The sequence below is a fragment of the Alphaproteobacteria bacterium genome (assembly GCA_015231795.1).
Lineage (GTDB): Bacteria > Pseudomonadota > Alphaproteobacteria > Rhodospirillales > WMHbin7 > WMHbin7.
Genome location: JADGAX010000013.1, coordinates 19,432 through 42,107, shown reverse-complemented (window position 1 = coordinate 42,107; position 22,676 = coordinate 19,432). Strand labels below are relative to the sequence as shown.

21 protein-coding genes are annotated in these 22,676 nt (G+C 60.0%); 13 read left to right on the top strand and 8 right to left on the bottom strand.

Annotation, left to right across the window (positions count from 1 at the left end; all coding sequences use genetic code 11):
* Positions 1-13: 13 nt before the first annotated feature.
* From HQL44_16940 to HQL44_16930, 3 genes are read right to left on the bottom strand one after another with little or no spacing between them, the layout of a single operon-like run.
* Positions 14-628: a MarR family transcriptional regulator gene (locus HQL44_16940; protein MBF0270271.1), complete on the bottom strand. Its 615-nt coding sequence runs from the start codon at positions 626-628 to the stop codon at positions 14-16.
* Positions 629-637: 9 nt separating this feature from the next.
* A complete protein-coding gene (locus HQL44_16935; protein ID MBF0270270.1) occupies positions 638-1,396 on the bottom strand; it encodes a TSUP family transporter in 759 nt (252 codons plus the stop codon).
* Positions 1,397-1,855, bottom strand: coding sequence for a hypothetical protein (locus HQL44_16930; GenBank protein MBF0270269.1), 459 nt, complete (start codon positions 1,853-1,855; stop codon positions 1,397-1,399). It lies immediately after the preceding gene.
* Between the two features lie 162 nt (positions 1,856-2,017).
* Between HQL44_16930 and HQL44_16925 the strand changes: the two genes are divergently transcribed.
* Together HQL44_16925 and HQL44_16920 are read left to right on the top strand one after the other, a co-directional pair.
* Positions 2,018-3,424 carry an adenosylhomocysteinase gene (locus HQL44_16925; GenBank protein MBF0270268.1) on the top strand — a complete coding sequence of 469 codons (1,407 nt, stop codon included), beginning with the start codon at positions 2,018-2,020 and terminating at the stop codon, positions 3,422-3,424.
* 118 nt (positions 3,425-3,542) lie between these two features.
* The gene (locus tag HQL44_16920) at positions 3,543-5,711 is read left to right on the top strand and encodes a transporter substrate-binding domain-containing protein (GenBank protein MBF0270267.1); all 2,169 of its coding nucleotides are present in this window, start codon (positions 3,543-3,545) and stop codon (positions 5,709-5,711) included.
* Positions 5,712-5,719: 8 nt separating this feature from the next.
* On the opposite strand, the gene HQL44_16915 is transcribed toward HQL44_16920, so the two are convergent.
* From HQL44_16915 to HQL44_16905, 3 genes are all read right to left on the bottom strand, one after another.
* A complete protein-coding gene (locus tag HQL44_16915; protein ID MBF0270266.1) occupies positions 5,720-6,106 on the bottom strand; it encodes a hypothetical protein in 387 nt (128 codons plus the stop codon).
* An 86-nt stretch (positions 6,107-6,192) separates the two neighbouring features.
* Positions 6,193-7,326: a SpoIIE family protein phosphatase gene (locus tag HQL44_16910; GenBank protein MBF0270265.1), complete on the bottom strand. Its 1,134-nt coding sequence runs from the start codon at positions 7,324-7,326 to the stop codon at positions 6,193-6,195.
* 82 nt (positions 7,327-7,408) lie between these two features.
* Positions 7,409-7,750, bottom strand: a complete 342-nt coding sequence (locus HQL44_16905) for a rhodanese-like domain-containing protein (protein ID MBF0270264.1) — start codon at positions 7,748-7,750, stop codon at positions 7,409-7,411.
* A 136-nt stretch (positions 7,751-7,886) separates the two neighbouring features.
* Between HQL44_16905 and HQL44_16900 the strand changes: the two genes are divergently transcribed.
* The 4 genes from HQL44_16900 to HQL44_16885 all read left to right on the top strand — a co-directional run bounded on the left by HQL44_16900 (position 7,887) and on the right by HQL44_16885 (position 12,479).
* Positions 7,887-10,367 carry a glycogen/starch/alpha-glucan phosphorylase gene (locus HQL44_16900; protein MBF0270263.1) on the top strand — a complete coding sequence of 827 codons (2,481 nt, stop codon included), beginning with the start codon at positions 7,887-7,889 and terminating at the stop codon, positions 10,365-10,367.
* Positions 10,368-10,441: 74 nt separating this feature from the next.
* Positions 10,442-11,725 (top strand): HD domain-containing protein, encoded by a 1,284-nt coding sequence (locus HQL44_16895; protein MBF0270262.1) that lies wholly within the window; start codon positions 10,442-10,444, stop codon positions 11,723-11,725.
* Positions 11,725-11,994 (top strand): SemiSWEET transporter, encoded by a 270-nt coding sequence (locus HQL44_16890; protein ID MBF0270261.1) that lies wholly within the window; start codon positions 11,725-11,727, stop codon positions 11,992-11,994. The genes HQL44_16895 and HQL44_16890 overlap by 1 nt, the downstream gene beginning before the upstream one ends.
* Positions 11,995-12,059: 65 nt before the next feature.
* The gene (locus HQL44_16885) at positions 12,060-12,479 is read left to right on the top strand and encodes an SET domain-containing protein-lysine N-methyltransferase (GenBank protein ID MBF0270260.1); all 420 of its coding nucleotides are present in this window, start codon (positions 12,060-12,062) and stop codon (positions 12,477-12,479) included.
* Positions 12,480-12,787: 308 nt separating this feature from the next.
* Here the strand turns inward: HQL44_16885 and HQL44_16880 are convergent, their stop codons facing one another.
* Positions 12,788-13,486: a Crp/Fnr family transcriptional regulator gene (locus HQL44_16880; protein ID MBF0270259.1), complete on the bottom strand. Its 699-nt coding sequence runs from the start codon at positions 13,484-13,486 to the stop codon at positions 12,788-12,790.
* Positions 13,487-13,549: 63 nt separating this feature from the next.
* Positions 13,550-14,530 carry a transglycosylase SLT domain-containing protein gene (locus HQL44_16875; protein ID MBF0270258.1) on the bottom strand — a complete coding sequence of 327 codons (981 nt, stop codon included), beginning with the start codon at positions 14,528-14,530 and terminating at the stop codon, positions 13,550-13,552.
* A gap of 75 nt (positions 14,531-14,605) precedes the next feature.
* On the opposite strand from HQL44_16875, the gene HQL44_16870 reads away from it, so the two are divergent.
* The 7 genes from HQL44_16870 (at position 14,606) to HQL44_16840 (ending at position 22,273) form a co-directional block, all read left to right on the top strand.
* Positions 14,606-15,160, top strand: a complete 555-nt coding sequence (locus HQL44_16870; GenBank protein MBF0270257.1) for a thioredoxin family protein — start codon at positions 14,606-14,608, stop codon at positions 15,158-15,160.
* A 52-nt stretch (positions 15,161-15,212) separates the two neighbouring features.
* A complete protein-coding gene (locus HQL44_16865) occupies positions 15,213-15,899 on the top strand; it encodes a tetratricopeptide repeat protein (protein MBF0270256.1) in 687 nt (228 codons plus the stop codon).
* A 3-nt stretch (positions 15,900-15,902) separates the two neighbouring features.
* Positions 15,903-17,249, top strand: coding sequence for a PQQ-binding-like beta-propeller repeat protein (locus tag HQL44_16860; protein ID MBF0270255.1), 1,347 nt, complete (start codon positions 15,903-15,905; stop codon positions 17,247-17,249).
* Between the two features lie 9 nt (positions 17,250-17,258).
* Entirely contained in the window at positions 17,259-18,614 is a 1,356-nt protein-coding gene (der, locus tag HQL44_16855) for a ribosome biogenesis GTPase Der (GenBank protein MBF0270254.1), read from the top strand.
* Between the two features lie 20 nt (positions 18,615-18,634).
* A complete protein-coding gene (locus HQL44_16850; GenBank protein MBF0270253.1) occupies positions 18,635-19,936 on the top strand; it encodes an HlyC/CorC family transporter in 1,302 nt (433 codons plus the stop codon).
* A gap of 165 nt (positions 19,937-20,101) precedes the next feature.
* The gene (locus HQL44_16845) at positions 20,102-22,081 is read left to right on the top strand and encodes a diguanylate cyclase (GenBank protein MBF0270252.1); all 1,980 of its coding nucleotides are present in this window, start codon (positions 20,102-20,104) and stop codon (positions 22,079-22,081) included.
* Positions 22,082-22,087: 6 nt separating this feature from the next.
* The gene (locus tag HQL44_16840; GenBank protein MBF0270251.1) at positions 22,088-22,273 is read left to right on the top strand and encodes a hypothetical protein; all 186 of its coding nucleotides are present in this window, start codon (positions 22,088-22,090) and stop codon (positions 22,271-22,273) included.
* The last annotated feature ends 403 nt before the right edge of the window (positions 22,274-22,676 follow it).

The following is a 22,676-nucleotide window of genomic DNA, read 5'->3' as shown; positions in this document are numbered from 1 at the left end:
GAGCCAGTAATGCCTAATCGCCGTAGCGGATGAAGTCGGTCCAGGTGCGCTCGAGGCGCAAAAGCGCCTTGCTGGCTTCGGCGAATTCCTTTTCGGAATCCGACTTTTCGCCCAGCTTGCCCGCCATTTCGGTCTGCAATTGGCGGATGGCGTTGCATAAATTCATGCCCTTCTCGGTCAGGCGCAGGATGACCGACCGGCGGTCCTTGGAGCTGCGCTCCTGGGCCAGATACGCGCATTCGGTCAGCTTCTTGATGTTGTAGGACACGTTCGAGCCGTGATAATAGCCGCGGTCCTTAAGGTCGCGGATCACCACTTCCTCGTCGCCGATATTGGAGAGCAGCAGCGCCTGCACGGCGTTGATGTCGTCAATGCCCAACCGGCGCAGCTCGATGCGGAGCACGTCCAGAAAATGCCGGTGCAGCCGTTCGATCAGGCGCACGACCGTTAAGTAAGAATCACGCACTAGAAAACCCCTTGAGAGTGATGGCGTCAGAGTACCATCAGGCGCACCCCGCCGCCCTTCGATTTTTGTTTTGCATAAGATGAAACGGTTTTGAGGCCGTTGTCCAGAACTTGATGGAGAAAGTCCGCGAAAATGTGATGCCGTCCGCCCGATTTTGACCATTCCGCCTGTTCAGGCGAGAAAGAATTTCCAGGCCAGCGACAAGAATAGAAGGGACAGGCTGACGATCAGCAACCACCTGACCAATCCGGCTCCCTTGCGGATGGCCAGATGGCTGCCCAGCCAATTGCCCGCGATATTGGCCGCCGCCAGCGGCAAGCCCAGCCCATAATCCACCATGCCATTGACGGCGAAAACAGCTAGGGCCGCCAAATTAGATGAGAAATTGAAAATCTTGGCCGTCGCCGAAGCCCGAACCAAGTCGATCTTCAAGAAGGCGTGAAAGGCCAGAATCAGGAAACTGCCGGTCCCTGGCCCCAGAAAACCGTCATAGAAACCGATGGCGAAACAGATCAGCGGCGCCTTGACCATCAGATCGGTTTGCGAGAACTCCACCTTGTGATGGCGTCCCTTCTTGGGCATCAGGGCCGCCAGGGCGGCAAAGGGCAGAACCAGCAGAATCAGGCGGCCCAGCGGCTCGGCTGGAAAGGACAGAACCGCCACCGTTCCGCTATAGGACCCCGCCAGGGAAAAGACGATCCCGAAGGCGGCAACTTTCCACAGCACCATTTTGCTTCGCACAAAATTATAGAGCGCCGTCGATGTGCCCAGCGTTGAAGCGAATTTGTTGGTGCCCAGCGCCACATGGGGCGGAACGCCCGCCAGCAACAACGAGGGGGTGAGCAACAGCCCGCCCCCGCCCGCAATGCTGTCGATGAACCCGGCCGCGAAGGCGGCTAGGCACAAAAGCAGAAGCGTTTCCTGAATCAACTACTTAGGTGCTTGAAAAAGATGGCGAACCGCGAAATGGATCAGCTTGCCCAGGCGCGGATCGGTTGGCCCCTCCACTTTCTTCACCCAGCCCCAGGACTCGCTTAACATCTCGCCCTTCGCACAAAAGCCCATCAGCACATTCACCTTGCCCGCCTCGTTGGGAGCTTGCGCCACGGCCTCACCCGCGCAGAGGTTGGCCGCGCGCGCCATCTTGGGCGGATCGAACATCAAGGTCAGCCTGAAATTGGGGTGCAAAGCCTGGGCGGGATCCAGGGTAAAAGTGGTGGGACGCTCCGGGAATGCATCCGCCAGGGTCGCCAGCACCAGCCGGTCCAATTGGGCCTGGCCGCCCTTGAAGGGTTCGCCCCGGATTTCCAGCAAGATCGGCCCGTCGGACCCGGCATAGACGAATTCGCTCCAAGTGCCCGAGGGACGCAGATAGCTTTGCTGCGTCACCGGCCCATCCCCGCAGGCGGAAAGCCCTAACGCACTGAGAAAGCTCAATAGTCCCAAAACAGCCCTCCGCATTCGTCGTCCTCCTTAATGGTTGGAAGATACAAGGTTGCCGACCGCCCTGCCAGGGGCTATAAACCGCCCCTTATCCATCCTTCTGGAGACATGCGCATCATGGCCGCAGCAGATTACAAGGTCGCCGACATCGCCCTGGCCGATTGGGGCCGCAAGGAACTGACCATCGCCGAAACCGAAATGCCCGGCCTGATGGCTGTCCGCGAGGAATTCGGCCCCAAGCAGCCCTTGAAGGGCGCTCGCATCGCCGGTTCGCTGCACATGACCATCCAGACCGGCGTGCTGATCGAAACCCTGAAGGCCCTGGGCGCCGATGTGCGCTGGGCGTCTTGCAACATCTATTCGACCCAGGACCATGCCGCCTCGGCCATCGCGGCTGCCGGCACCCCCGTCTTCGCCATCAAGGGCGAAAGCCTGGAAGACTACTGGGACTACACCCACCGCATCTTCGATTGGTCGGACGGCGGTTGCCCCAACATGATCCTGGACGACGGCGGCGACGCCACGCTGCTCATCCATCTGGGCATGCGGGCCGAGAAGGACATCTCGGTTTTGAAGAACCCCACCTGCGAGGAAGAGGAAGTTCTGTTCGCTTCCATCAAGAAGCAGTTGGCCGCCAAGCCCGGCTGGTATTCCAAGAACGGTACCGCCATCCGCGGCGTGACCGAGGAAACCACCACCGGCGTGCATCGCCTGTACGAGATGGAAAAGAAGGGCACGCTTTTGTGGCCCGGCATCAACGTCAACGATTCGGTCACCAAGTCGAAGTTCGACAACAAGTATGGCTGCCGTGAATCATTGGTCGACGGCATCCGCCGCGCCACCGACGTCATGATGGCGGGCAAGGTGGCCGTGGTTTGCGGTTTCGGCGACGTCGGCAAGGGTTCCGCCGAATCGCTGCGTCACGCGGGCTGCCGCGTCATCGTGACCGAGATCGATCCCATCTGCGCCCTGCAGGCCGCCATGGAAGGCTATGAAGTCCTGACCATGGAACAGGCCGCCCCCAGGGCCGACATCTTCGTCACCGCCACGGGCAACGTGGATGTGATCACGGTCGAGCATATGCGGGCCATGAAGGATCGTTCCATCGTTTGCAACATCGGCCACTTCGATTCCGAAATCCAGGTCGCCGGTCTCAAGAACTTCAAGTGGCACAACGTCAAGCCGCAGGTGGATGAAATCGAATTCCCCGACGGCAAGCGCATCATCCTGCTGGCCGAAGGCCGCTTGGTCAATCTGGGCTGCGCTACCGGCCATCCCAGCTTCGTGATGAGCGCCAGCTTCACCAACCAAGTGCTGGCCCAGATGGAAATCTTCTGCAATCCGGGCAAGTACGAAAAGAAAGTCTATGTGCTGCCCAAGCATCTGGACGAAAAAGTGGCGGCCCTGCATCTGGCAAAACTGGGCGTCGTGCTGACCAAGCTGTCGGACAAGCAGGCCGACTATATCGGCGTGGGCGAGAACGGCCCCTTCAAGCCGGATACCTATCGCTACTGACAGAGTGAATACATCCGTATGTTCGAGAGGGGGGCTTTCGCCCCCCTTTCTTTTGGCCGTCTTGACGAGATCATGCCATTTGACTAAGTCCGCATGGGGCCTTTCCGCCAGGGGTATCATGAGACGCGCATTATTCGCCTTGCTCTTAATCCTGCTGCCCGTTTTGGGCCATGCCGAGGTGCCGCTGAATCTGACGGCGCAGGAGCAGACATGGCTGCGCGAACGCCTAGCCCCGCTTCGCGTGCACAACGAACTTGACTGGCTGCCCTATAATTTCAACCAAGCCGGAAAGCCGCAGGGCTATTCCATCGACTACATGAATCTTTTGGCCAAGAAGCTGGGCCTGAAAATCGAATATGTCAGCGGCCCGACCTGGGACGAGTTCCTGGACATGATGAAGGGCAGGTCGCTCGACATCATGCTCAACATCGCCAACACCAAGGACCGGCGGGAATACCTGGCTTTCACGGAACCCTATTACATCACCAATGTCGGTCTTTACGTCCGCAACCGGGAAACCGACATCGCCGATCTTGGCGACATGGCCGGAAAGCGCTTGGCCTTTCCGAAGGGCTTCTTCTTCGAAGAATTCATCCGCAAATACTATCCCGAGATCAAGATCGTCACCTTCGATTCCGCCCCGGCGTCCTTCAAGGGCGTGGCCGAGGGGCAGGCCGACGCGGCAATGGATACGCCCGGCGTCGCCAGGCGCATTCTAGAGGAAGAAAAGCTGACGGGACTGAAGTTCGGCGGCAAGGTCAGCGATCCCCGCTTCATCACGACCTTCTCGATCGCCACGCGAAGCGACAACCACGTTCTCAGAAACATCCTGCAAAAGGGCATGGATTCCATTTCGCCCGCCGAAGAGCAGGAACTTAGCCGCAAATGGAGCTTGAAGGAGGCGACCGAGATCGCCTCGCCGCTGCCCTCCGGGGACACGGCCTATCTCCAGAAAATCGGCAGGCTTCGCTATTGCGCCCATCCCGATCTTCTGCCCCTGGAAGCCATCACCCTGGATGGCGCCCATACGGGCGTTGCGTCGGAATTCGTCAAGATGATGTCCGAGCGGATGGGCATTCCGATGCAACTGATCCAGACGCGCAGTTGGGAGGAAAGCCTTGGCTTCATCGATGAACGGCGTTGCGATCTTGTGCCTATGGTGCCTCGCCCCGCCACGTCCGACGCCCGTTTGAAATTCACCTCGCCTTGGCTGTCGCCCGAACTGGTCATCGCGACTAGGCACGATCAGATTTACATTTCCGACCTCAAGCAGGTACTGGGCAACAAGGTGGGCGTTGTGCGCAATTCCGCCGCCATGTCCATCTTGCATGCATCATTCCCAAATCTTGAACTGGTGGAAATGGACAGCGTGTCGGCGGGGTTGAAAGACGTCGGCAAGGGGCGCCTGTTCGGCTTCGTCGACATTCTTCCCATCATCAGCCGCACCATGCAAAGCGAGGCCGTCAAGGGCGTCAAAATTTCAGGGGGCATTGGTCTTAGCGCCCCTTACGCCATCGGCGTTCACCCGTCCGACGCCCGACTGGCGGAAATTCTCGACCGTGCCGTGACCTCAATCGACCGCGAGGCTGTGCAGACGGTCTACAAGCGCTGGCTGGCCGTCGCCTATGTCGATCGCGTCGATTACAGTTACTTGTGGCAGCTTCTGGCTGGGGTGTTCGTGGTCGGACTGTTCGTTCTTTATCATTTCCGCAAGGGAATGCGCGTCACGGCCGAGCTGCGGGCGGCGCATGCCCAGGTCGAAGCCGCCAATCGCAGCCTGGACGAAAAGAACCAGGCGCTGGACCGGCTGGCCCGCACCGATTCCCTGACCGGTCTTTTCAACCGGCATATGATCAACGAGACGCTGGTCGAGGAGGTCAAGCGCTTCCAGCGTTATGGAACCGCCTTTTCCGTCATCTTGCTCGATATCGACCATTTCAAGACGATCAACGACACGCATGGCCATCAGACGGGCGATGCGGTTTTGCGGAAGGTGGCGGATTTGCTCAGGCGTCACACGCGCGAAAGCGATCTGGTCGGACGCTGGGGCGGCGAGGAGTTTCTGATCATCTGCCCTTCGACCACGCAGGAAGGCGCCATGCGCCTCGCCGAAATCCTGCGCGAGGAACTGCCCAGGCTCGCCGTTGGCGACGAACCCGGACAGACCGCCAGCTTTGGCGTCGCCGTCAGCCTTCCCGGCGAAACGCCCGACCAGTTGGTCGGCCGCGCAGACCGCGCCCTCTATCAGGCAAAAGAGGCCGGACGCAACCGCGTCATCGGCCTATAAAACTCACATCACGGCTTTGCAATGTGCCACTTGCCGTTAAAGCCGTCGCCGGTCACATCGCCCGGCTTCATGTCTTTAAGCCAGCGGTACAAAGGCTTGCCTTTATAGGCCCACTGCGCTGCGCCATCATCGCGCATGATCACAGACCAATCGCCCATGGGCACCGCTCCGGCGGGTGCCGTCAAAGGCGGCCAGTTGACGGCGCAGGGGCCGTTGCAGGCGGATTTTCCGCCCATGTCGTTGTCGAACCAATAAAGCGTCATGCCCTTGGCATCGACCATGACCTTGCCCATGGCGCTCTCGCCGGTCATGGCGGGAGCTTCGGCGGCCATCGTCGGAGACAGGCTTAGCAGAACAAGGCTTAAGACGGCGGAAGCTGAAATGAGATGTTTCATGGCGGAACTCCCCGGCATGAGGTGTCCCTTAGACATGGATGGGGGCAATGGCGATTCAAGCCACCCATTATCCCTTATAAATTTGGCTATTCGCGCCTAAGCGCCAGTACGGTCGTGTCGTCGGCCCGCTCGGCGCCCGCCATGAAATCCTCCTGGGCGGCAAACAGGGCGTCCACGATCCCCTCCGCACCTGTTCCAGCGGGAAGTCCCGCCAGAATGGCCAGCGCGCGTTCCTCGCCAAACTGGTTGCGTTTGCGGTCGAACGCCTCGCTCAGGCCATCCGTATAGATGACCAGCCCGTCGCCGGGTTGCAGATTCAACACGGCTTCGCTGTAGGGAAAATCCTCGCTGACCCCCAGGACCAAGCCATCGACGCCTTGCAACTCGCCGACGGTTCCGTCGCTTGAAATCAGCAAGGGCGGCTGATGTCCGGCGCTGGCATGAACCAGGGTCCACTGTTTGGGATCGAAGACGCCGTAGAAGGCCGAGACGAACATGTTGGGAATGTCATGGCGGCACAGAACGGCGTTGGCCTGGGCCATGCACTCCGCCGGGCTATGCACCGTCATGGCGGTGGCCCTGAGAAGCGTTCTGGCGACCGCCATGAAGAAGGCGGCCGGGATGCCCTTGCCCGACACGTCGGCCACCACCAATCCCAGCTTTCCTTCGGGCAATTCGAATATGTCGTAGAAATCCCCGCTCATGCTTTTGGCCGAGGCCAGACGGGCAAACAGCGAATAGCCCAAGCCACCGTCGAACTGCGACGGCAAAATGCGCCGCTGAATTTCCTCGGCGATGTTGATCTCGCGTTGAATGGCCGACAGCTTGGCTTCGTTGCGCCAGGCCAGCCTGCGCTCCTCGCAGGTCTTGAAGACCCGCTCGATCGTGCCTTCCAGATCGGCGAAACTCACCGGCTTGACCAGGAAGTCGGCAGCGCCGTCATTCATCGCCTTGCGCGCCGTTTCCAAATCACGCGACGACAGCAAGGCGATGCGGGGAATGCGCACCTTCACGCCGGACAGTTGCTTGAACAGATCCAATCCGCCCAAGCTGGAGGAATCGACGCTGACCAGCGCAATATCCAGGTCCTGCGCATTCATCAAATGCTGGCGCGCCGCCTCGTCGTTGCTGGCGAAAACATATTCGTTGCCGACATGGCTGGGCAGACGGCACAGGGCTTCGAAGTCGGGATCGTTATCTATGACCAGGGTCTTGGGCATTATGACCGCAATGTGAATTTTTTGGCCGATGCGAGAGGTCGCCCAGCCTTGCAGCGCCATGCTGACCGACTTTCGCCCAGGGTCAAATAGAATAATCCTCGGGCGCCAGAACAAGCGGCAGCCCCGCCTCACCCCAGGCCTTGATGCCGCCCTCCAAATTATAGAGCGGTAAAGAAACGCCTTCCTGCAGCAGTTGCTTGCCCGCCGCCACCGACCGTTTGCCAAGCGCGCAGATCAGCACCACTTTAGCCCCTTTCAGAAGTGGAAAATCTTCGGGATCGAACACCGACATCGGCAACAACAGACTGCCCTTGATGTGCTTGGCGGAATATTCGGACATCTCGCGCACATCGACCAGCAGCACATTATCGCTTTCGATCAGCTCAAGAACTTCCTGGGGTTTCAAATCGGCCAACTCGGTCATGTTTTCACACTGTTTGTATGTTGCATTGTGCCATTTTACCCTATGACACTGGAAATTCCTATAGCTAGCTGAGCTTGTTCTTCAAAAAATTCCAACTAAACTGTCGCCGCACCAGGGGAATGGGGATTTCGATCCAATGAGCAACAGTTCCAGCAAGGACGGCCAGGAACCGAGCGAGGCCATCAAGAAGGGCCTCCACGACCATCTTCTGCATTCGGTGGGCAAGGATACGGTAAACGCCACCTCGCGCGACTGGTATCAGGCGGCGGCGCAAACCGTGCGCGACCGCATGATCGAGCGCTGGATGGACACCATGCGCGCCTATTACGACGAGGACGTCAAACGCGTCTATTATCTGTCGATGGAGTTCCTGATGGGCCGGGCGCTCTCCAACGGCATGCTCAACATGGGCATGATGGAGGCTTGCCGCCACGCCGTGATGGACCTGGGCTACGACATGGCCGAGTTGGAAAGCTGGGAAGCCGAACCGGCGCTCGGCAACGGCGGATTGGGCCGTCTGGCGGCTTGCCTTCTCGATTCCATGGCCACGCTGGGCGTTCCGGGTTTCGGGTACGGCATCCGCTACGAATACGGCATGTTCACCCAGCATATCGAACAGGGCAATCAGGTCGAAGCGCCCGAAAACTGGCTGCGCTATGGCAATCCCTGGGAATTCCCCCGCCCCGGCGTGATCTATCCGGTGCGCTTCGGCGGGCGAGTTATCCATGTCAAGGACAGCGAAGGCAAATGGCGCCATCAATGGCAGGACGGCGAGGAAGTGATGGCCATGGCCTACGACCTGCCGGTGCCGGGTTACGGCGGCAAGACGGTGAACAATCTGCGCCTGTGGTCGGCCAAATCGACCCGCGATTTCAATTTGCGCTACTTCAACCAGGGCAATTACATCGAAGCCGTGAAGGACAAGACCGAGTCCGAGAATCTGTCGAAGGTTCTCTATCCGTCCGATTCGACGGCGCGCGGCAAGGAGCTGCGCTTTCGGCAGGAATATTTTTTCATCTCGTCGTCGCTGCAAGACATCCTGTCGCGTTTCAGGAAGCATCACGAAGGGTTCGACGCCCTGCCCGACTATGTGACCATCCAGCTCAACGACACCCATCCCGCGATGGCGGTGCCCGAATTGATGCGCATCCTGACCGACGAATATTTCTATGACTGGGAGCGCGCCTGGAACATCACCAAGCGCGTCTTCGCCTATACCAACCACACGCTGCTGCCCGAAGCGCTGGAAACTTGGCCGGTCGATATTTTCCAACGCCTGCTGCCGCGGCACATCCAGATCATCTACGACATCAACCAGCATTTCCTGGGCGAAGTCAGAGTCCTGGCGCCGGGCGACGCCGATTTGTCGCGCCGCGTTTCCTTGATCGACGAAATGGGCGAAAGGCGCGTGCGCATGGCGCATCTGGCCTTCGTGGGTTCGCACAAGGTCAATGGCGTGGCGCACATCCATACCGAACTGATGAAAAGCACCATCTTCTCGGATTTTCACCGCTTGGCCCCCAAGAAGATCCTTTGCGTCACCAATGGTATCACGCCCAGGCGATGGCTGATGATGGCCAACCCGAAACTGACCCGCCTGATTTCGTCCCATATCGGCATGGACTGGGCGGCGGATCTGAATGGCCTGCGCAAGCTGGAGGAAATCGTCGATGACCCGGAATTCTGCGAATCCTTCCGCTCGGTAAAGCGCGCCAACAAGGAGCGCCTGGCGTCCCTGATCCGCCAACGCCTAAGCGTCGATGTCGACCTTCATTCCCTGTTCGACGTGCAGGTCAAGCGCATCCACGAATACAAGCGCCAGCTTATGAACATTCTGTACACGATCACCCGCTACAACAAGATTCGCGCCAATCCAGATGCCCCGATCGTGTCGCGCACCATCATCATCGCCGGCAAGGCCGCTCCCGGCTATGCCATGGCCAAGCTGATCATCAAGCTGATCAACGACGTGGCCGCCGTCATCAACGCCGACCCCGTCGTCGGGCGTCGCCTGAAGATGGTTTTCGTGCCCAACTACAACGTCTCGACCGCTGAGCTGATCATACCGGCGGCTGATCTGTCGCAGCAGATATCGACGGCGGGCACCGAAGCCTCCGGCACCGGCAACATGAAACTGTCGCTGAACGGGGCGCTGACCATCGGCACGCGCGACGGCGCCAATATCGAGATCGCCGAGGAAGTGGGCGAAGAAAATGTCTTCTTCTTCGGGCTTAGCGCCCAGGAGGTTCAAGACACGCGCCATCTCGGCTACAATCCGTGGGACGTCTACAACAAAGACCCGGAATTGAAGGAAGCCTTGGATCAGATCGCCGCGGGCGTTTTCTCGCCCGACCAACCCGACCGGTTTCGCCCCATCTTCGACGCGCTCACCCATGGCGGCGATTTCTACATGCTGCTGGCCGACTTTGCCGCCTATCGCGAGGCACAAAGCAAGGTCGACGAGTTGTATCGCGACCCCGAAGAATGGACCCGCAAGGCTATCTTGAACGTGGCGCGCATGGGCAAGTTCTCGTCGGATCGCACCGTCTCCGAATATGCCGAGCATATCTGGAACGTGGCCGCCCTTAACCCCCAGCCGCGCCAGACGCAAGACTGACCCTGCGAGGTTATTCATCGCTCATTCATTTAAAATCTGTAATATGCGGCCCTGTTAGGAGATCACAGGCCCATATGACCAGCCATTTGCACCGCAACCTGATCCTAAGGCTTTGCCTTGGCGCCGTCTTGATAGCCAGCGCGCTGGGCGTTGCCGTCTATTATTACGAACTCGAGAAGATCGACGAAGCCATTGTGGACAGCGTTACGGCCGAGGCCAGGGCCTTCGCCCCCGAAGCCGCCAGGCACGCCCCTTTAAGGGAAATGACGTCGGCGTCGGACATTGCCAAGGATCTTGAGACTTTTCTGGGCCAGCACAGGAATCTTTCCGAGGGAAATTTCATCGTCGCCGAATTGTACGACACCGACCGCGACAAGGTGGCCGAGGCCGTCCTTCCCGGCTCGGAATGGGTCGAGCGTTCCCTCAAAAGCAACAAGCACCAATTTCCGAAGGGCGACTCGACCTGGTACATCAAACGCACCATTGACGACAGGCTGTTCATCCAGGCGCTGACCCCCTTGCGCGGCGGGAAGGGCGAATTGCTGGGCTATTTCGAAGGCGTCTATGAGGTCAGCCCCAGGCGCATGGCCGAAATTTCCGAACTTCTGACCACCACTTTGTCCATGGTCATCCTGTCGGTTCTGGCAACCGCCCTGCTGCTGTATCCGATCATCCGCGCCCAAAATCGCGGGCTGATCGCGCTTAGCCAGGAACTTCTGCACGCCAACATCCAGACTTTGGAAGTGCTGGGCAGCGCCATCGCCAAGCGCGACAGCGATACGCATACGCATAATTTCAGGGTGACCATCTATGCCGTCAGGCTGGCCGAAATGGCCGGAATGGCGCAGAATGAAATCCGCGAACTGATCAAGGGATCTTTCCTGCACGATGTCGGCAAGATCGCCATTTCGGATACAATTCTGTTGAAGCCCGCAAGCCTGGACGAAAGCGAATTCGCCATCATGAAGACCCATGTCGCGCATGGCGTCGATATCGTCCGCCGGTCAAGCTGGCTGGCGGAAGCCGCCAAGATCGTCGAGGCGCATCACGAGAAATTCGACGGATCGGGCTATCCGCACCGGCTGGCGGGCGATGACATTCCCCTTGGCGCACGCATTTTCGCCATTGCCGACGTCTTCGACGCCCTGACCTCGGCGCGTCCCTACAAGAAGGCGTTCGGACTTGAGGAAACACTGGCCATCATGGACCGGGGCGCTGGCAGTCATTTCGATCCCACACTTCTGGCCATCTTCGCCAAGCTGGCCCCCAAGCTGCACACCGACTATGGCGGGCGTGAAGACCCCTCGGTCGAGGAGGCGGCGCGCATCCTGACCCGGCCCTATTTCGAGGTGGCCTGATGACCTTGCTCGATTTCGTCGGCATGCTGGCGGGCATGCTGACCACCCTGGCCTTCCTGCCCCAGGTCGTGAAAACCTGGAAAACGCGCTCGACGCGCGACATTTCGCTGACCATGTTCCTGTCCTTCACCCTGGGCGTGGCCCTGTGGCTGGTCTATGGCCTGATCCTGGGCGCTTGGCCCATTATCCTGGCCAATCTGGTCACCCTGGGACTGGCGGGAACCATCCTCTTTCTGAAGCTAAGCCACAGAAAAGACGAGCGTCTTTAACTCTTGCGAGGCTAAGTGATTCCCCCTAGCTTGTTGGCGATATGTCATTTCGCCCAGGGGACTACATGCTTGCAACAAGTGATATGCGCAAGAAGGTGAAGATCGTCGTTTTTGAAGGAAGGGGCCGGGGGATCGTTGCGGCGGAACCCATCAAGAAGGGGGAATTGATCGAGCGTTCGCCCGTACTGGTCATTCCCGAATGGGATCGCGCCAAGACAGACGAAAGCATTCTTTTTACCTATGTCTTCATGTGGGAAAAGGATACCACGGAAGAAGATCTGTACAGCCGCAAGGGTCGCGCCGGCGTCACGCTGGGCTATACCAGCCTGTGCAACCATTCGAACAACCCCAATGCCGATTTCGACCGCCTGATCGACGAAAGCCTGCTCGATCTCTTCGCCGTGCGCGACATCTCTGAAGGCGAGGAAATCACCATCGATTATCAAATGACCTTGTGGTTCCCCGGCGGCCCTTCCGCCGCTTGAAAAAAAGCGGGCCGGATGAACCGGCCCGTTTGAGTTTCGAGAGGGGAAGAGAGGAAGAGTTCAGAACGGATCGAAAAGGCCCGCCATCCGCGGCCAGGAGAAAAGGAGCATCATCAACGAGAGGGGGACTGCTAACGCAAACGCCTTCCATGTTGCTGACATCTTTTCCTCCTTGGCCGCCCGGCGGCCCTTCCGGCACGATTGCCGTAAAGCAACATTGCCAAATTTCCACGTAGGATGCGGTGACGCCCGTCACAAGAGGGGCGACTTAAGATATTTTCGTATATTCCGCTATAAAATTAGGGGGATTACTCGCCGCGCACTTCGATGACCAGGCTTTCCAGGGCGTCGATGTCCAGCACCTTCAGCGCTTCCTTCTCGCGCTTGACGATGCCCTCGCGGGCCAATTCGTTCAGCACGCGAGCCACGGTCTCGCGCGTGGTGCTGACCCGGCTGGCGATGTCGCTATGCACGGGAATGGGCGATATGACGGCCTGATTGGCCCCCTTGGCTGCGCTCTTGGCCAAACGCAGCAACTCGGCATGGACGCGGTTGTTGGCGCCCAGCGTCGATAGATCCATGATGCGCTCGGTCGAACGGCGCACGATGCGAGACAGGCTTTGCAAAATGAACAGCGTCGATTCCGGATGGGCGTGGATCAGGCGCAGGAAATAATCGGGCGGCATGGCCGCCACCACCGTATCTTCCAGCGCCATCACGCTGGCCGAGCGAGGATCGCCGTCAAGGGCCGCCAATTCGCCGAAGTGACCGCCAGCCGCCACGTCGCCCAAGGTGACCTCGCGCCCGGACAGCGAGTAGTTGACGATGCGCACCTTGCCCGAAACGACGAAGAAGACGTCGCGGGTATCGCTGTCGCGATCAAGGATCTGCTCTTCCGCCCGATAACGCTTCCACGAGCATTGGCGTTCGGCCGCCTCGCGCTCCTCGCGCGAGAGGCCCGACAACAGGCGTATGCCTTCCAGACTGCTGACGATGTCCTTGCTCACCCTAACCCCCTTAGAGTATCGGCCATCTAGTAGCACGACTCGGGCGGGAATTCGAGAAAATTGCTATCCCAGGAAGGAGAGGCGCACACGGCGCATCAGAACTTCCAGCGCTCCGGCATCGGGTGCCTGGGCCTGCGGCTGGGGCTGGCGCACCAAAGGCGGCGGCATGGGCATGGAAACCCGGGGCGTGGCGTTGCCGTACTGCTGACTTTCCGACGGGTCAAACATATTGGCGCCCCGAGAAGACGAGGCGGGCGTCAGTTGCGACGCCAGAGCCTGGCGGGCCATGTCGTGACGCGCCTCGGCTTCGGCCTGGGCGGCGGCGATTCTTTGCGGATCAGCCTGCGGGGGCTGGGCCTCGGGCTTCGGCGCTTCGGCCATTGCGCTGGCCCGGTTCAAGCGGTCAATCGTTCCGTCGATGGAGTTGCGCACCTGGTCATAGACGGCGGCCACCGTGCGCGGCCTGCTGCCCTCGTAAAAAACCGAATGATTGTTCTTGGCCGCCGCAGGCATCAACTTGGCGGCTTCCTTGCCAGGCGACTTATCGGAAGCGCCGATGAAACGCGCCGCGCCATTGGGTCCCAAAAAGTGGGCCAGGTAGACTTCCGTGGGACCGACCTCGCGCCCCAGGCGGGTTTCCAGGCGCTTTTCGTTCACCTTGGCGTATTCCGCCGCCATCAGCGCCGACATTTCGGGGTCCTGGCGCATCCCCAGAATGGTCTTGCGCGCCGCATCGTCGCCGACTTCCAGCACGCCATCGTCGTTGCGCCGGATTTTCTTGGCCAAGTCGCCCTGGCCGTATTTGGCGCCGTTGGTCTTGAACATCTCAAGCCAAGTCTGGCTGGTGAACTGGAACAACCCCCTGGCCGACGTGGTTGGCGCCTTGGCGTTGGGATTAAGCCCGCTTTCCCGCGTGGCCTCGGCGACCAGGAATTCGAAACTGACCCCAGTCTTCTCGCTGGCCGACTTCAGCCCATGGGCCACGTCGGTGCGCACGGGCTTTCCCGCTACCGCGCTGATGATCGCTTGAGGGTCGTTCAACATGAGAAGCTCGTTTTCTTGACGTCATTCCAGATTACGGCGATTCATTAACGGAATGGTTAAAAAAGAGAGGACGCCATGGCTATTTCCACGCCCATCTGCAATTTCGGCTGGAAAACCCCGGATTTCAGCCTGCCCGGCATCGACGGCCAGATATGGACCCCCGCCCGGGCCATGGGTCCCAATGGTTTGCTGGTGATGTTCATCTGCAATCACTGCCCCTATGTCCAGGCCATCGCCCCCAGGCTGGCGCGCGACTGCAAAGACTTGGCTGGCCTGGGCGTCGGCAGCATCGCCATCATGTCCAACGACGTCAGCCGCTACCCCGAAGACTCCTTTGAAAACATGAAGATATTCTCTAGAAAACACGACTTCTCCTTCCCCTACGTCATCGACGAAAGTCAGGAAACGGCCAGAGCCTACGACGCCGTCTGCACGCCGGATTTCTTCGGCTTCAACCGGAAATTCGAGCTTCAATACCGGGGTAGGCTCGATTCGTCGGGCAAGAACCCGGCCCCTGGCGACTCGAAAAGAGAGCTTTTCCTGGCAATGCGGCTGGTGGCCGAGTGTGGGCAAGGCCCGCTTGAGCAGATTCCCAGCATGGGTTGCTCGATAAAGTGGCGTGAGGCTTGAGCCTGGGCGCTGCGGCGGCTATGGTAGCGCCCGAAATTTGAAAGAGGCCAAAGTGAACGCCAAAGTGAACGAAAGCGACGCCGCAACGGAAGCCCTGATCCGCGAGGTCGATGAAGACCTGAAGCGCGACAAGGCGGAAAAGCTCTGGAAAGCCTATGGGTCCTACGTGGTCGCCGCCGCCGCCATCCTGGTGCTGGGGGTGGCCGGAAACGAAGGCTGGTCCCATTGGAAGACCAGCCAAGCCCAAGACGAAAGCGCCCGTTTCGCCCAGGTCAGTCGGCAAGCGACCCAGGGCAAGGCGGAAGACTCGCTTTCCGGCCTGGAAGCCATGGCCAAGGACGGCGGCGTCTATGGCACGCTGGCCGAAATGAAGAAAGCAGGCATCCTGACGATTCGCGGCGAGACGGCCAAGGCGGTCGAAAGCTATCAGTTGGCGGCCACCCATTCCGGCATGGGTGCTCTTTATCAAAGCGCAGCGAAATTGAACGCGCTGGCCTTGCAGATCGACACGGGCGATTCCGCCAAGCTGGAAGCTGAACTGGCCCCCTTGGCAGGCGCCTCGGAGCCTTGGCGCCATTCCGCCCGCGAATTGCAGGCCCTGCTGGCCATCCGCACCGGTGACACCGCCAAGGCGCAAGACATCTACACCCGCCTTTCCGACGACGCGACCGCCCCGCATGGCTTGCGAGCCAGAGCCGCCGAGCTTCGCCAATCTCTTGAAGCCAAAGGCCGGAGCTAGATCATGACACTCTCATTTAGCCGCCGTTCGTTCGCGCTGGCCCTTGTTTTGTCGTTTTCCCTTGCGGGATGCGAATGGATGCAAGACACCTGGATGGGCGGCGACGACAAGAAGCCCCTTCCCGGCAAGCGCGTTTCCGTTCTGGCCCATGACAGCAAGCTGAAGGCCGACCCAGAAGCCGCCGAGCAGGAATTGCGCCTGCCCGCCCCCGAGGCGAACGACGCTTGGCCGCAGGCTGGCGGCTATTCCACCCACGCCATGCACCACATGTTGGTCAGCGCCAATCCGAAGCGCGCCTGGACGGCGGGCATCGGCGCGGGTTCCTCGGACTATCGCCGACTGCTGACGCCGCCGGTGATTTTCGCCGGGCGGGTTTTCGCGATGGACGTCAAATCCAGGGTTTCGGCCCATGACGAAAAATCAGGCAAGCGCCTGTGGCGGATCGACCTGACGCCCGACGAGGAAGACGGCGACGATTTGATGGGCGGCGGTTTGGCCGTCGATGGCGGACGATTGTTCGCCACCACCAGTTTCGGGCACATCGTGGCGCTCGATCCCGCCAACGGCAAGGCATTGTGGCGTACCAAACTGGTGGCCTCGTTGCGCGCCGCCCCCACGGCGCGGGCGGGTCGGCTGTTCGTGGTGACCATGGACAACCAAACCCATGCGCTCGATCAGGCTACCGGCAAGACGCTGTGGACGCATACCGGCATCAACGAAGGAGCCAGCATCCTTGGTTCCACCAGTCCGGCTGCCGACGACACGCTGGTCATCGTGCCCTATTCCTCGGGCGAACTGACCGCGCTTAGAAGCGAAAACGGCACCGTACTGTGGTCCGACTCATTGTCCTCGGGCCGTCGCACCGACGCGATTTCAGGCCTTTCCGACATTCGCGGGCGGCCCATCATCGACCGCGGTCGCGTTTTCGCCATCGGCCATGGCGACTTGATGGTCGCCATCGACCTACGTTCGGGACGACGCATCTGGGAAGCTGAGGTCGGCGGCGTGCAAAGCCCCTGGGTGGCGGGAGAGTACCTCTACACCATCACCAACGAAGCCGAAGTGATCTGCGTCGAGGCGAAATCGGGGCGCATCCGCTGGGTCACGCCGCTGCAACGCTGGAAAAACGCCGAAAAGAAAAAGGACCCCATCGTCTGGGCCGGACCCGTGCTGGCCAGCGACCGGCTGATCGTCACCAGTTCGAGCGGAATGGCCGTCTCTCTTTCGCCTTACACCGGCAAGCCGCAGGGGCTGGCCGAAATGCCCGACGGCGTCAGTCTGCCTCCCATCGTCGCCAACAAGGAACTGTTGTTCCTGACCGACGAAGCAGACTTGGTCGTCTATCGCTGATAGAAAGAAATGGGCTTCACCGTCGCCATCCTGGGCCGACCGAATGTCGGCAAATCGACCCTGTTCAACAGATTGGCGGGCAAGCGTCTGGCCATTGTCGACGATCTGCCGGGCGTTACCCGCGACCGCAGGGAAGCGCCCGCCAGCCTGGGCGATTTGACCTTCACCATCATCGATACGGCGGGCCTTGAAGACGCAAAGGGCGAAGCCATCGAGGCGCGCATGCGCGCCCAGACCGAGAAGGCGCTTGAGCTGGCCGATGTCGCCGTCTTCCTGATCGACGCCAGGGCGGGTCTGACGCCCTTGGACCGACATTTCGCCCAGTGGCTGCGCAAAGGCAAAACGCCGATCATTCTTGCCGCCAATAAATGCGAAGGCGGCGCCGGACAGCCTGGAATGCTGGAGGCCTATGCCCTGGGGCTGGGCGATCCCGTGCCGCTGTCGGCCGAGCATGGCGAGGGGTTAGGCTATCTCTATGACGCGCTGTTGCCCTATGCCCCCGCGCCGGATATCGACGAGGACGAGGACGAAGAGAAAGGCGGCAAGGAACGCCCCATCCGCATCGCCGTGGTGGGCAGGCCCAATGCCGGCAAATCGACGCTGGTCAACCGGCTGATCGGCGAAGACCGGCTGATCACCGGGCCTGAAGCGGGGCTGACGCGAGACGCCATCGAAGTGCCCTTTTCCTGGAAAGGACGCAATGTCGTGCTGATCGACACGGCGGGCATGCGCAAGAAGGCCAACATCACCCAGCGCATCGAGCGCCAGGCGGTGGGCGACACGCTGGGCGCTCTGAAATTCGCGCAAGTGGTGGTGCTGGTCGTCGACGCCAACGCGCCCTTGGAACGCCAGGATCTGTCCATCGCCGAACTAACCGAGCGCGAGGGCCGCGCCATCGTGCTGGCCGTCAACAAGTGGGACGCCGTGGAAAACCACCGCGAGGCGCTGGAACATCTGCACGATAAAATCTCCATCGCCCTGCCGCAGGTCAAGGGTGTTATCGCCGTCACCCTGTCGGCGCTTTCCGGCAAGGGGCTGGACAAGCTAATGCAGGCGGTGATCAAGGCCTATGACATCTGGAACAGCCGGGTCTCGACCTCCAAGATGAACCGCTGGCTGGAAGAAGCTACCCAGCGCCACCCGCCGCCCGCCGTGCGGGGGCGCAGGCTGAAGCTGCGCTACATGACCCAGGTCAGCGCCAGACCGCCCAGCTTCGTGATCTTCACCACAAGGCCCGAAGAACTGCCCGACAGTTATATGCGCTATCTGACCAATGGCCTGCGCGAAACCTTCAACATGCCGGGCACGCCCATTCGCATGACCTTGCGCAAAACAAAAAACCCCTATGACGACGGCGACAACTGACGGAATGGAGATTCGGATCCATGTCCATCTTTCTTGAAATCGCGATCATCGTTTTTCTGGTTTTTCTGAACGGCTGTTTCGCCATGTCGGAACTGGCCATCGTTTCGGCGCGCAAGGTGCGCTTGGCGTCCATGGCGGCAGAGGGCAGCAAGGGGGCGGCCATCGCGCTGGAACTGGCCGAGAATCACGGTCGCTTCCTGTCTTCGATTCAGATCGGCATCACGCTTATCGGCATCCTGACCGGCGCTTTCTCGGGCGCCACGCTGGCAGGTCACTTGGATGGCTGGATCGAAACCGAGATGCCATCCCTTGCCCCGGCCAGCGAAGCGCTGTCGATCTTTCTGGTCGTCGGCGCCATCACCTATCTGTCCTTGATCGCGGGCGAACTGGTGCCCAAGCAGATCGCCCTGGCCAATCCGGAAGGGATCGCCGTCCTGGCCGCCCGCCCCATGGCCATGGTGGCCAAGGCCACTTCGCCCCTGATCTGGATTCTTGAACAGTCCAGCAAGATCGTCTTGAAAATCCTGGGCGTGCGCAAATCGGAAGATCAGTCGGTGACCGAGGAAGAAGTGAAGGCGATGATCGCCGAAGGCACCGAAAGCGGCGTTTTCGAACCGGAAGAAAAGGAACTGATCTCGGGCGTCATGCGCTTTGGCGACCGCAAGATCCGGGCCATCATGACGCCCCGCAATCAGGTGATTTACGTCGATCTTGGCTGGGATGCCGCCAAGATCGCCGCCACGCTGAAAGAATGCCATCACTCGCGCGTGCCGGTCTGCTGGGGCAATCCCGACGACGTGCTGGGCGTCGTGCAGGCCAAGGACATCTTGAACGCCTTCCTGGACGGCAAGCCGATGGATGTCGCCGCCCAGATCAAGAAGGTCGAGGCGGTTCACGACAACGCCCCTGCCCTGCATGTGCTGGATATCTTGAAGCGCTCGCCCATTCATCTTGCCGTGGTGGTGGACGAACATGGAAGTTTCGAAGGCATCGTCACGATGGCCGACATCCTCTCCTCCATCGTCGGCTCGCTCTATGAACATGGCGAGGAATATGAGGGCAGCATCGTCGAGCGCGAGGATGGATCATGGCTGCTGGACGGCTATGTCGCCGTGGATCTGGCGGCCGAGCGCACCGGATGCAAAATCTTGAATCCTGAAGGCGGAGATTTTTCCACCGTGGCCGGTTTCATTCTATCGAGGGCGCGCAGCATTCCAAAGGCGGGCGATCATTTCGAATGGGACGGTTGGAAATTCGAAATCATGGATATGGATGGGCGCCGTATTGATAAAGTTCTAATTTCCCGCCCGACATCCATTTGAATGAAACCTGCTTATCTTGCCGTAATGGCGCTGGCCGCCCTTCAGCGTTCCGGGTTGGTAATCGGCCAATCAAGAATAATCGCCGCCCCTTCCTTTCTTTCCCCCAACCGCCGGGTATGTTAAGGAATATAAAATAACAACGAGCTGACGCGGCGGGATAATGGCATGGAGGACCGGACAGATCATTCCGGCTTGGGTGGGTTTCGAACGGCGACGCTGATCTATGCGGGGGCCTTGGCCTTGATCGCCACTCTGTCGATGGTGACGCATGTCATGGTAGACGCCATCGTGCAGCGCCAGGAAGCCACGGCGCGCATCGTCAACATCAGCGGACGCCAGCGCATGCTGTCGCAACGCATTCCCATGTTGGCGCTTGAAATCAGCCGGACAGACAGCGCTAGCGCGCGCGCCCGATACCAAGCGGAAATGCAAAAGGCCGTCGAGATGATGGCCGTTTCGCATGAGGCGCTGGCCCAGGGATCGCCAACACTGAACATATCGGCGGAAAAGAGCGCCGAAGTAGCGGCTCTGTACACCACCCAGCCGCTCGGCTTGAACGGTCAGGTGGCGAATTATTTGCTGCAGGCGCGCCAATTCATGGCGCTGCCCGACGAAGAGCGGGCCAACAGCAGCCAGTTGAATGCGCTGCTGGACGCTTCGCACGGCCCGATCCTGGAAGCGCTGGACAAGGCCGTTCGCCAATACGAGACGGAAAGCGAAGCCGCGATCCGCAACCTGCGCCAAATTCTGTTGGCTTTGGTGGGCGTCATGCTGGCGACCCTGGGTGCCGAAGCCATTTTCGTCTTCCGCCCCTTGTTCCGCAAGCTGGAAGCCGCGCAATCCAAGCTGCTCGATGCGGCAAGAACCGACCCCCTGACCGGATGCTGGAACCGCCGGTTCCTGATGGACGCCGCCCTGCGCGAGGCGGCTCGCAAGCGCCGCTCGGGCGCCACGCTGTCCGTGATGATGCTGGATATCGATCACTTCAAAAAGATCAACGACAGCTACGGACATGCCGTCGGCGACGATGCCTTGCTGATTCTGGTCAACGCCATCCTGCCCAGCATTCGCGCCAGCGATCTGTTGGGACGGTTGGGCGGCGAGGAGTTCGCCATCCTTCTGCCCGAGACGGCCTTGGAGCAAGCCTGCCAAGTCGCCGAGAAACTGCGCGAAAACATTGCGGCCGCCCGAATCGACGGCGGCGGGACCGTCTTCTCGATGACGGTCAGCATCGGCGTTGCCGATATGCTGCCCGAGGAAGACGATTTCCTGCTGGTGCTGGAACGCGCCGACAAGGCGCTATACGCGGCCAAGAAGAATGGCCGCAACCGGGTTAGTGCGCTTCACCCCAGAACTGGCCCAAGCCCCCGGCAAGGGATTCTAAAAACAACTCCGCTGGCACTGTCCCCAATTTGTCCCGCGAGACGCCCCCTCGCCCGTCCTTCATGGCAGTCCGTACCATGTCGAGCGCCCAGCCCCCTTGCGAAGCAGCAGGCCCTTTTTGACAAGGCTTCCGAACGTCACCTTGAGGGTGTTGGGGCTTGCTCCATATTCCCGAACCATATCGCGTGTCGAAACCCGGCCATGTGCGCGAACATAGTCGATGATCTGGAGCGCCAGCTCGGGCAGATCGAGAAGGGCACGCCGTTCAGCCTCGACCTTGGTTTCAAGACGGCGCTTCTGTTGCTGCAAGGCTCGCAGGAAGAAGGTCAGCCAGGGCTGCCAGTCGGGCGCGGCGCTCTGGATGGTGGTCTGGGTCTGGCGCAGGGCAAGATAATAGCTTTCCTTGTTGTTCTCGATGACGCTCTCAAGCGAACTGTAGGGCACATAGGCGTAGCCTGCCTGGAGCAGCAGCAGCGTCGTCAGAATCCGAGACAGGCGGCCATTGCCGTCCTGAAAGGGATGAATCTCCAGAAAGGTCACGACAAACACCGCGATGATGATCAACGGATGGAGCCTTGCCACCTCACGCGCTTGGGCAAGCCAAGCGATCAGCTCGGCCATGCGGCGCGGCGTGTCGAAGGGCGTAGCTGTTTCAAAGACGACACCGATCATCTTGCCGTCAGGGCCGAAAGCGCCAACATCGTTGCGAAGCGTCTTGTAGTCGCCGCGATGCCGCTGATCCTTGGCGCTGTGTTTCAGTAGGTCGCCGTGCAATTGCTTCAGGACATTCTCGGTCATGCGGATGTCGGCCCAGGCATGGAAGACGGTCTCCATGACCTCGGCATAGCCAGCGACCTCCTCCTCGTCGCGTGTTGCGAATTTCTTGATCTCAAGATTGGCCAGCAACTTCTCGACTTCGCGGTCGGAAAGATTGCTGCCCTCGATGCGGGTTGAAGATCCGATGCTCTCGATTGTCGCAATGCGCCTGAGCGCATTCAGGCGCTCAGGGGCGAGTGTGCCAAGGGCGCGCCAAGCCCCCTTGAATTCATCGATTTCCGATAGGAAAGCGAGGAGTTCCGGGGTGATCTGGATTGTTTCGGTCTTGAGCATACCGGCATTTATACCGGATTACACCGGATTATTCACCCCTAAATTTACCCGATTACACCGGATTATGGCCGGTTGCGGTTTGCGATTCCGTACTTTCGGCTTTTGCTTTCTGATGACGGAGACGTTGGGCTTCGAGATTGTCACCCATGTCTTAGGTACGATCTGTTACCTATGTCCCAAGACCGGACAACGTGTTGTTTGGCTGGGGCGCTAAGATTGGCTGCGCTATGCTCCGCCGCCCCTTCGG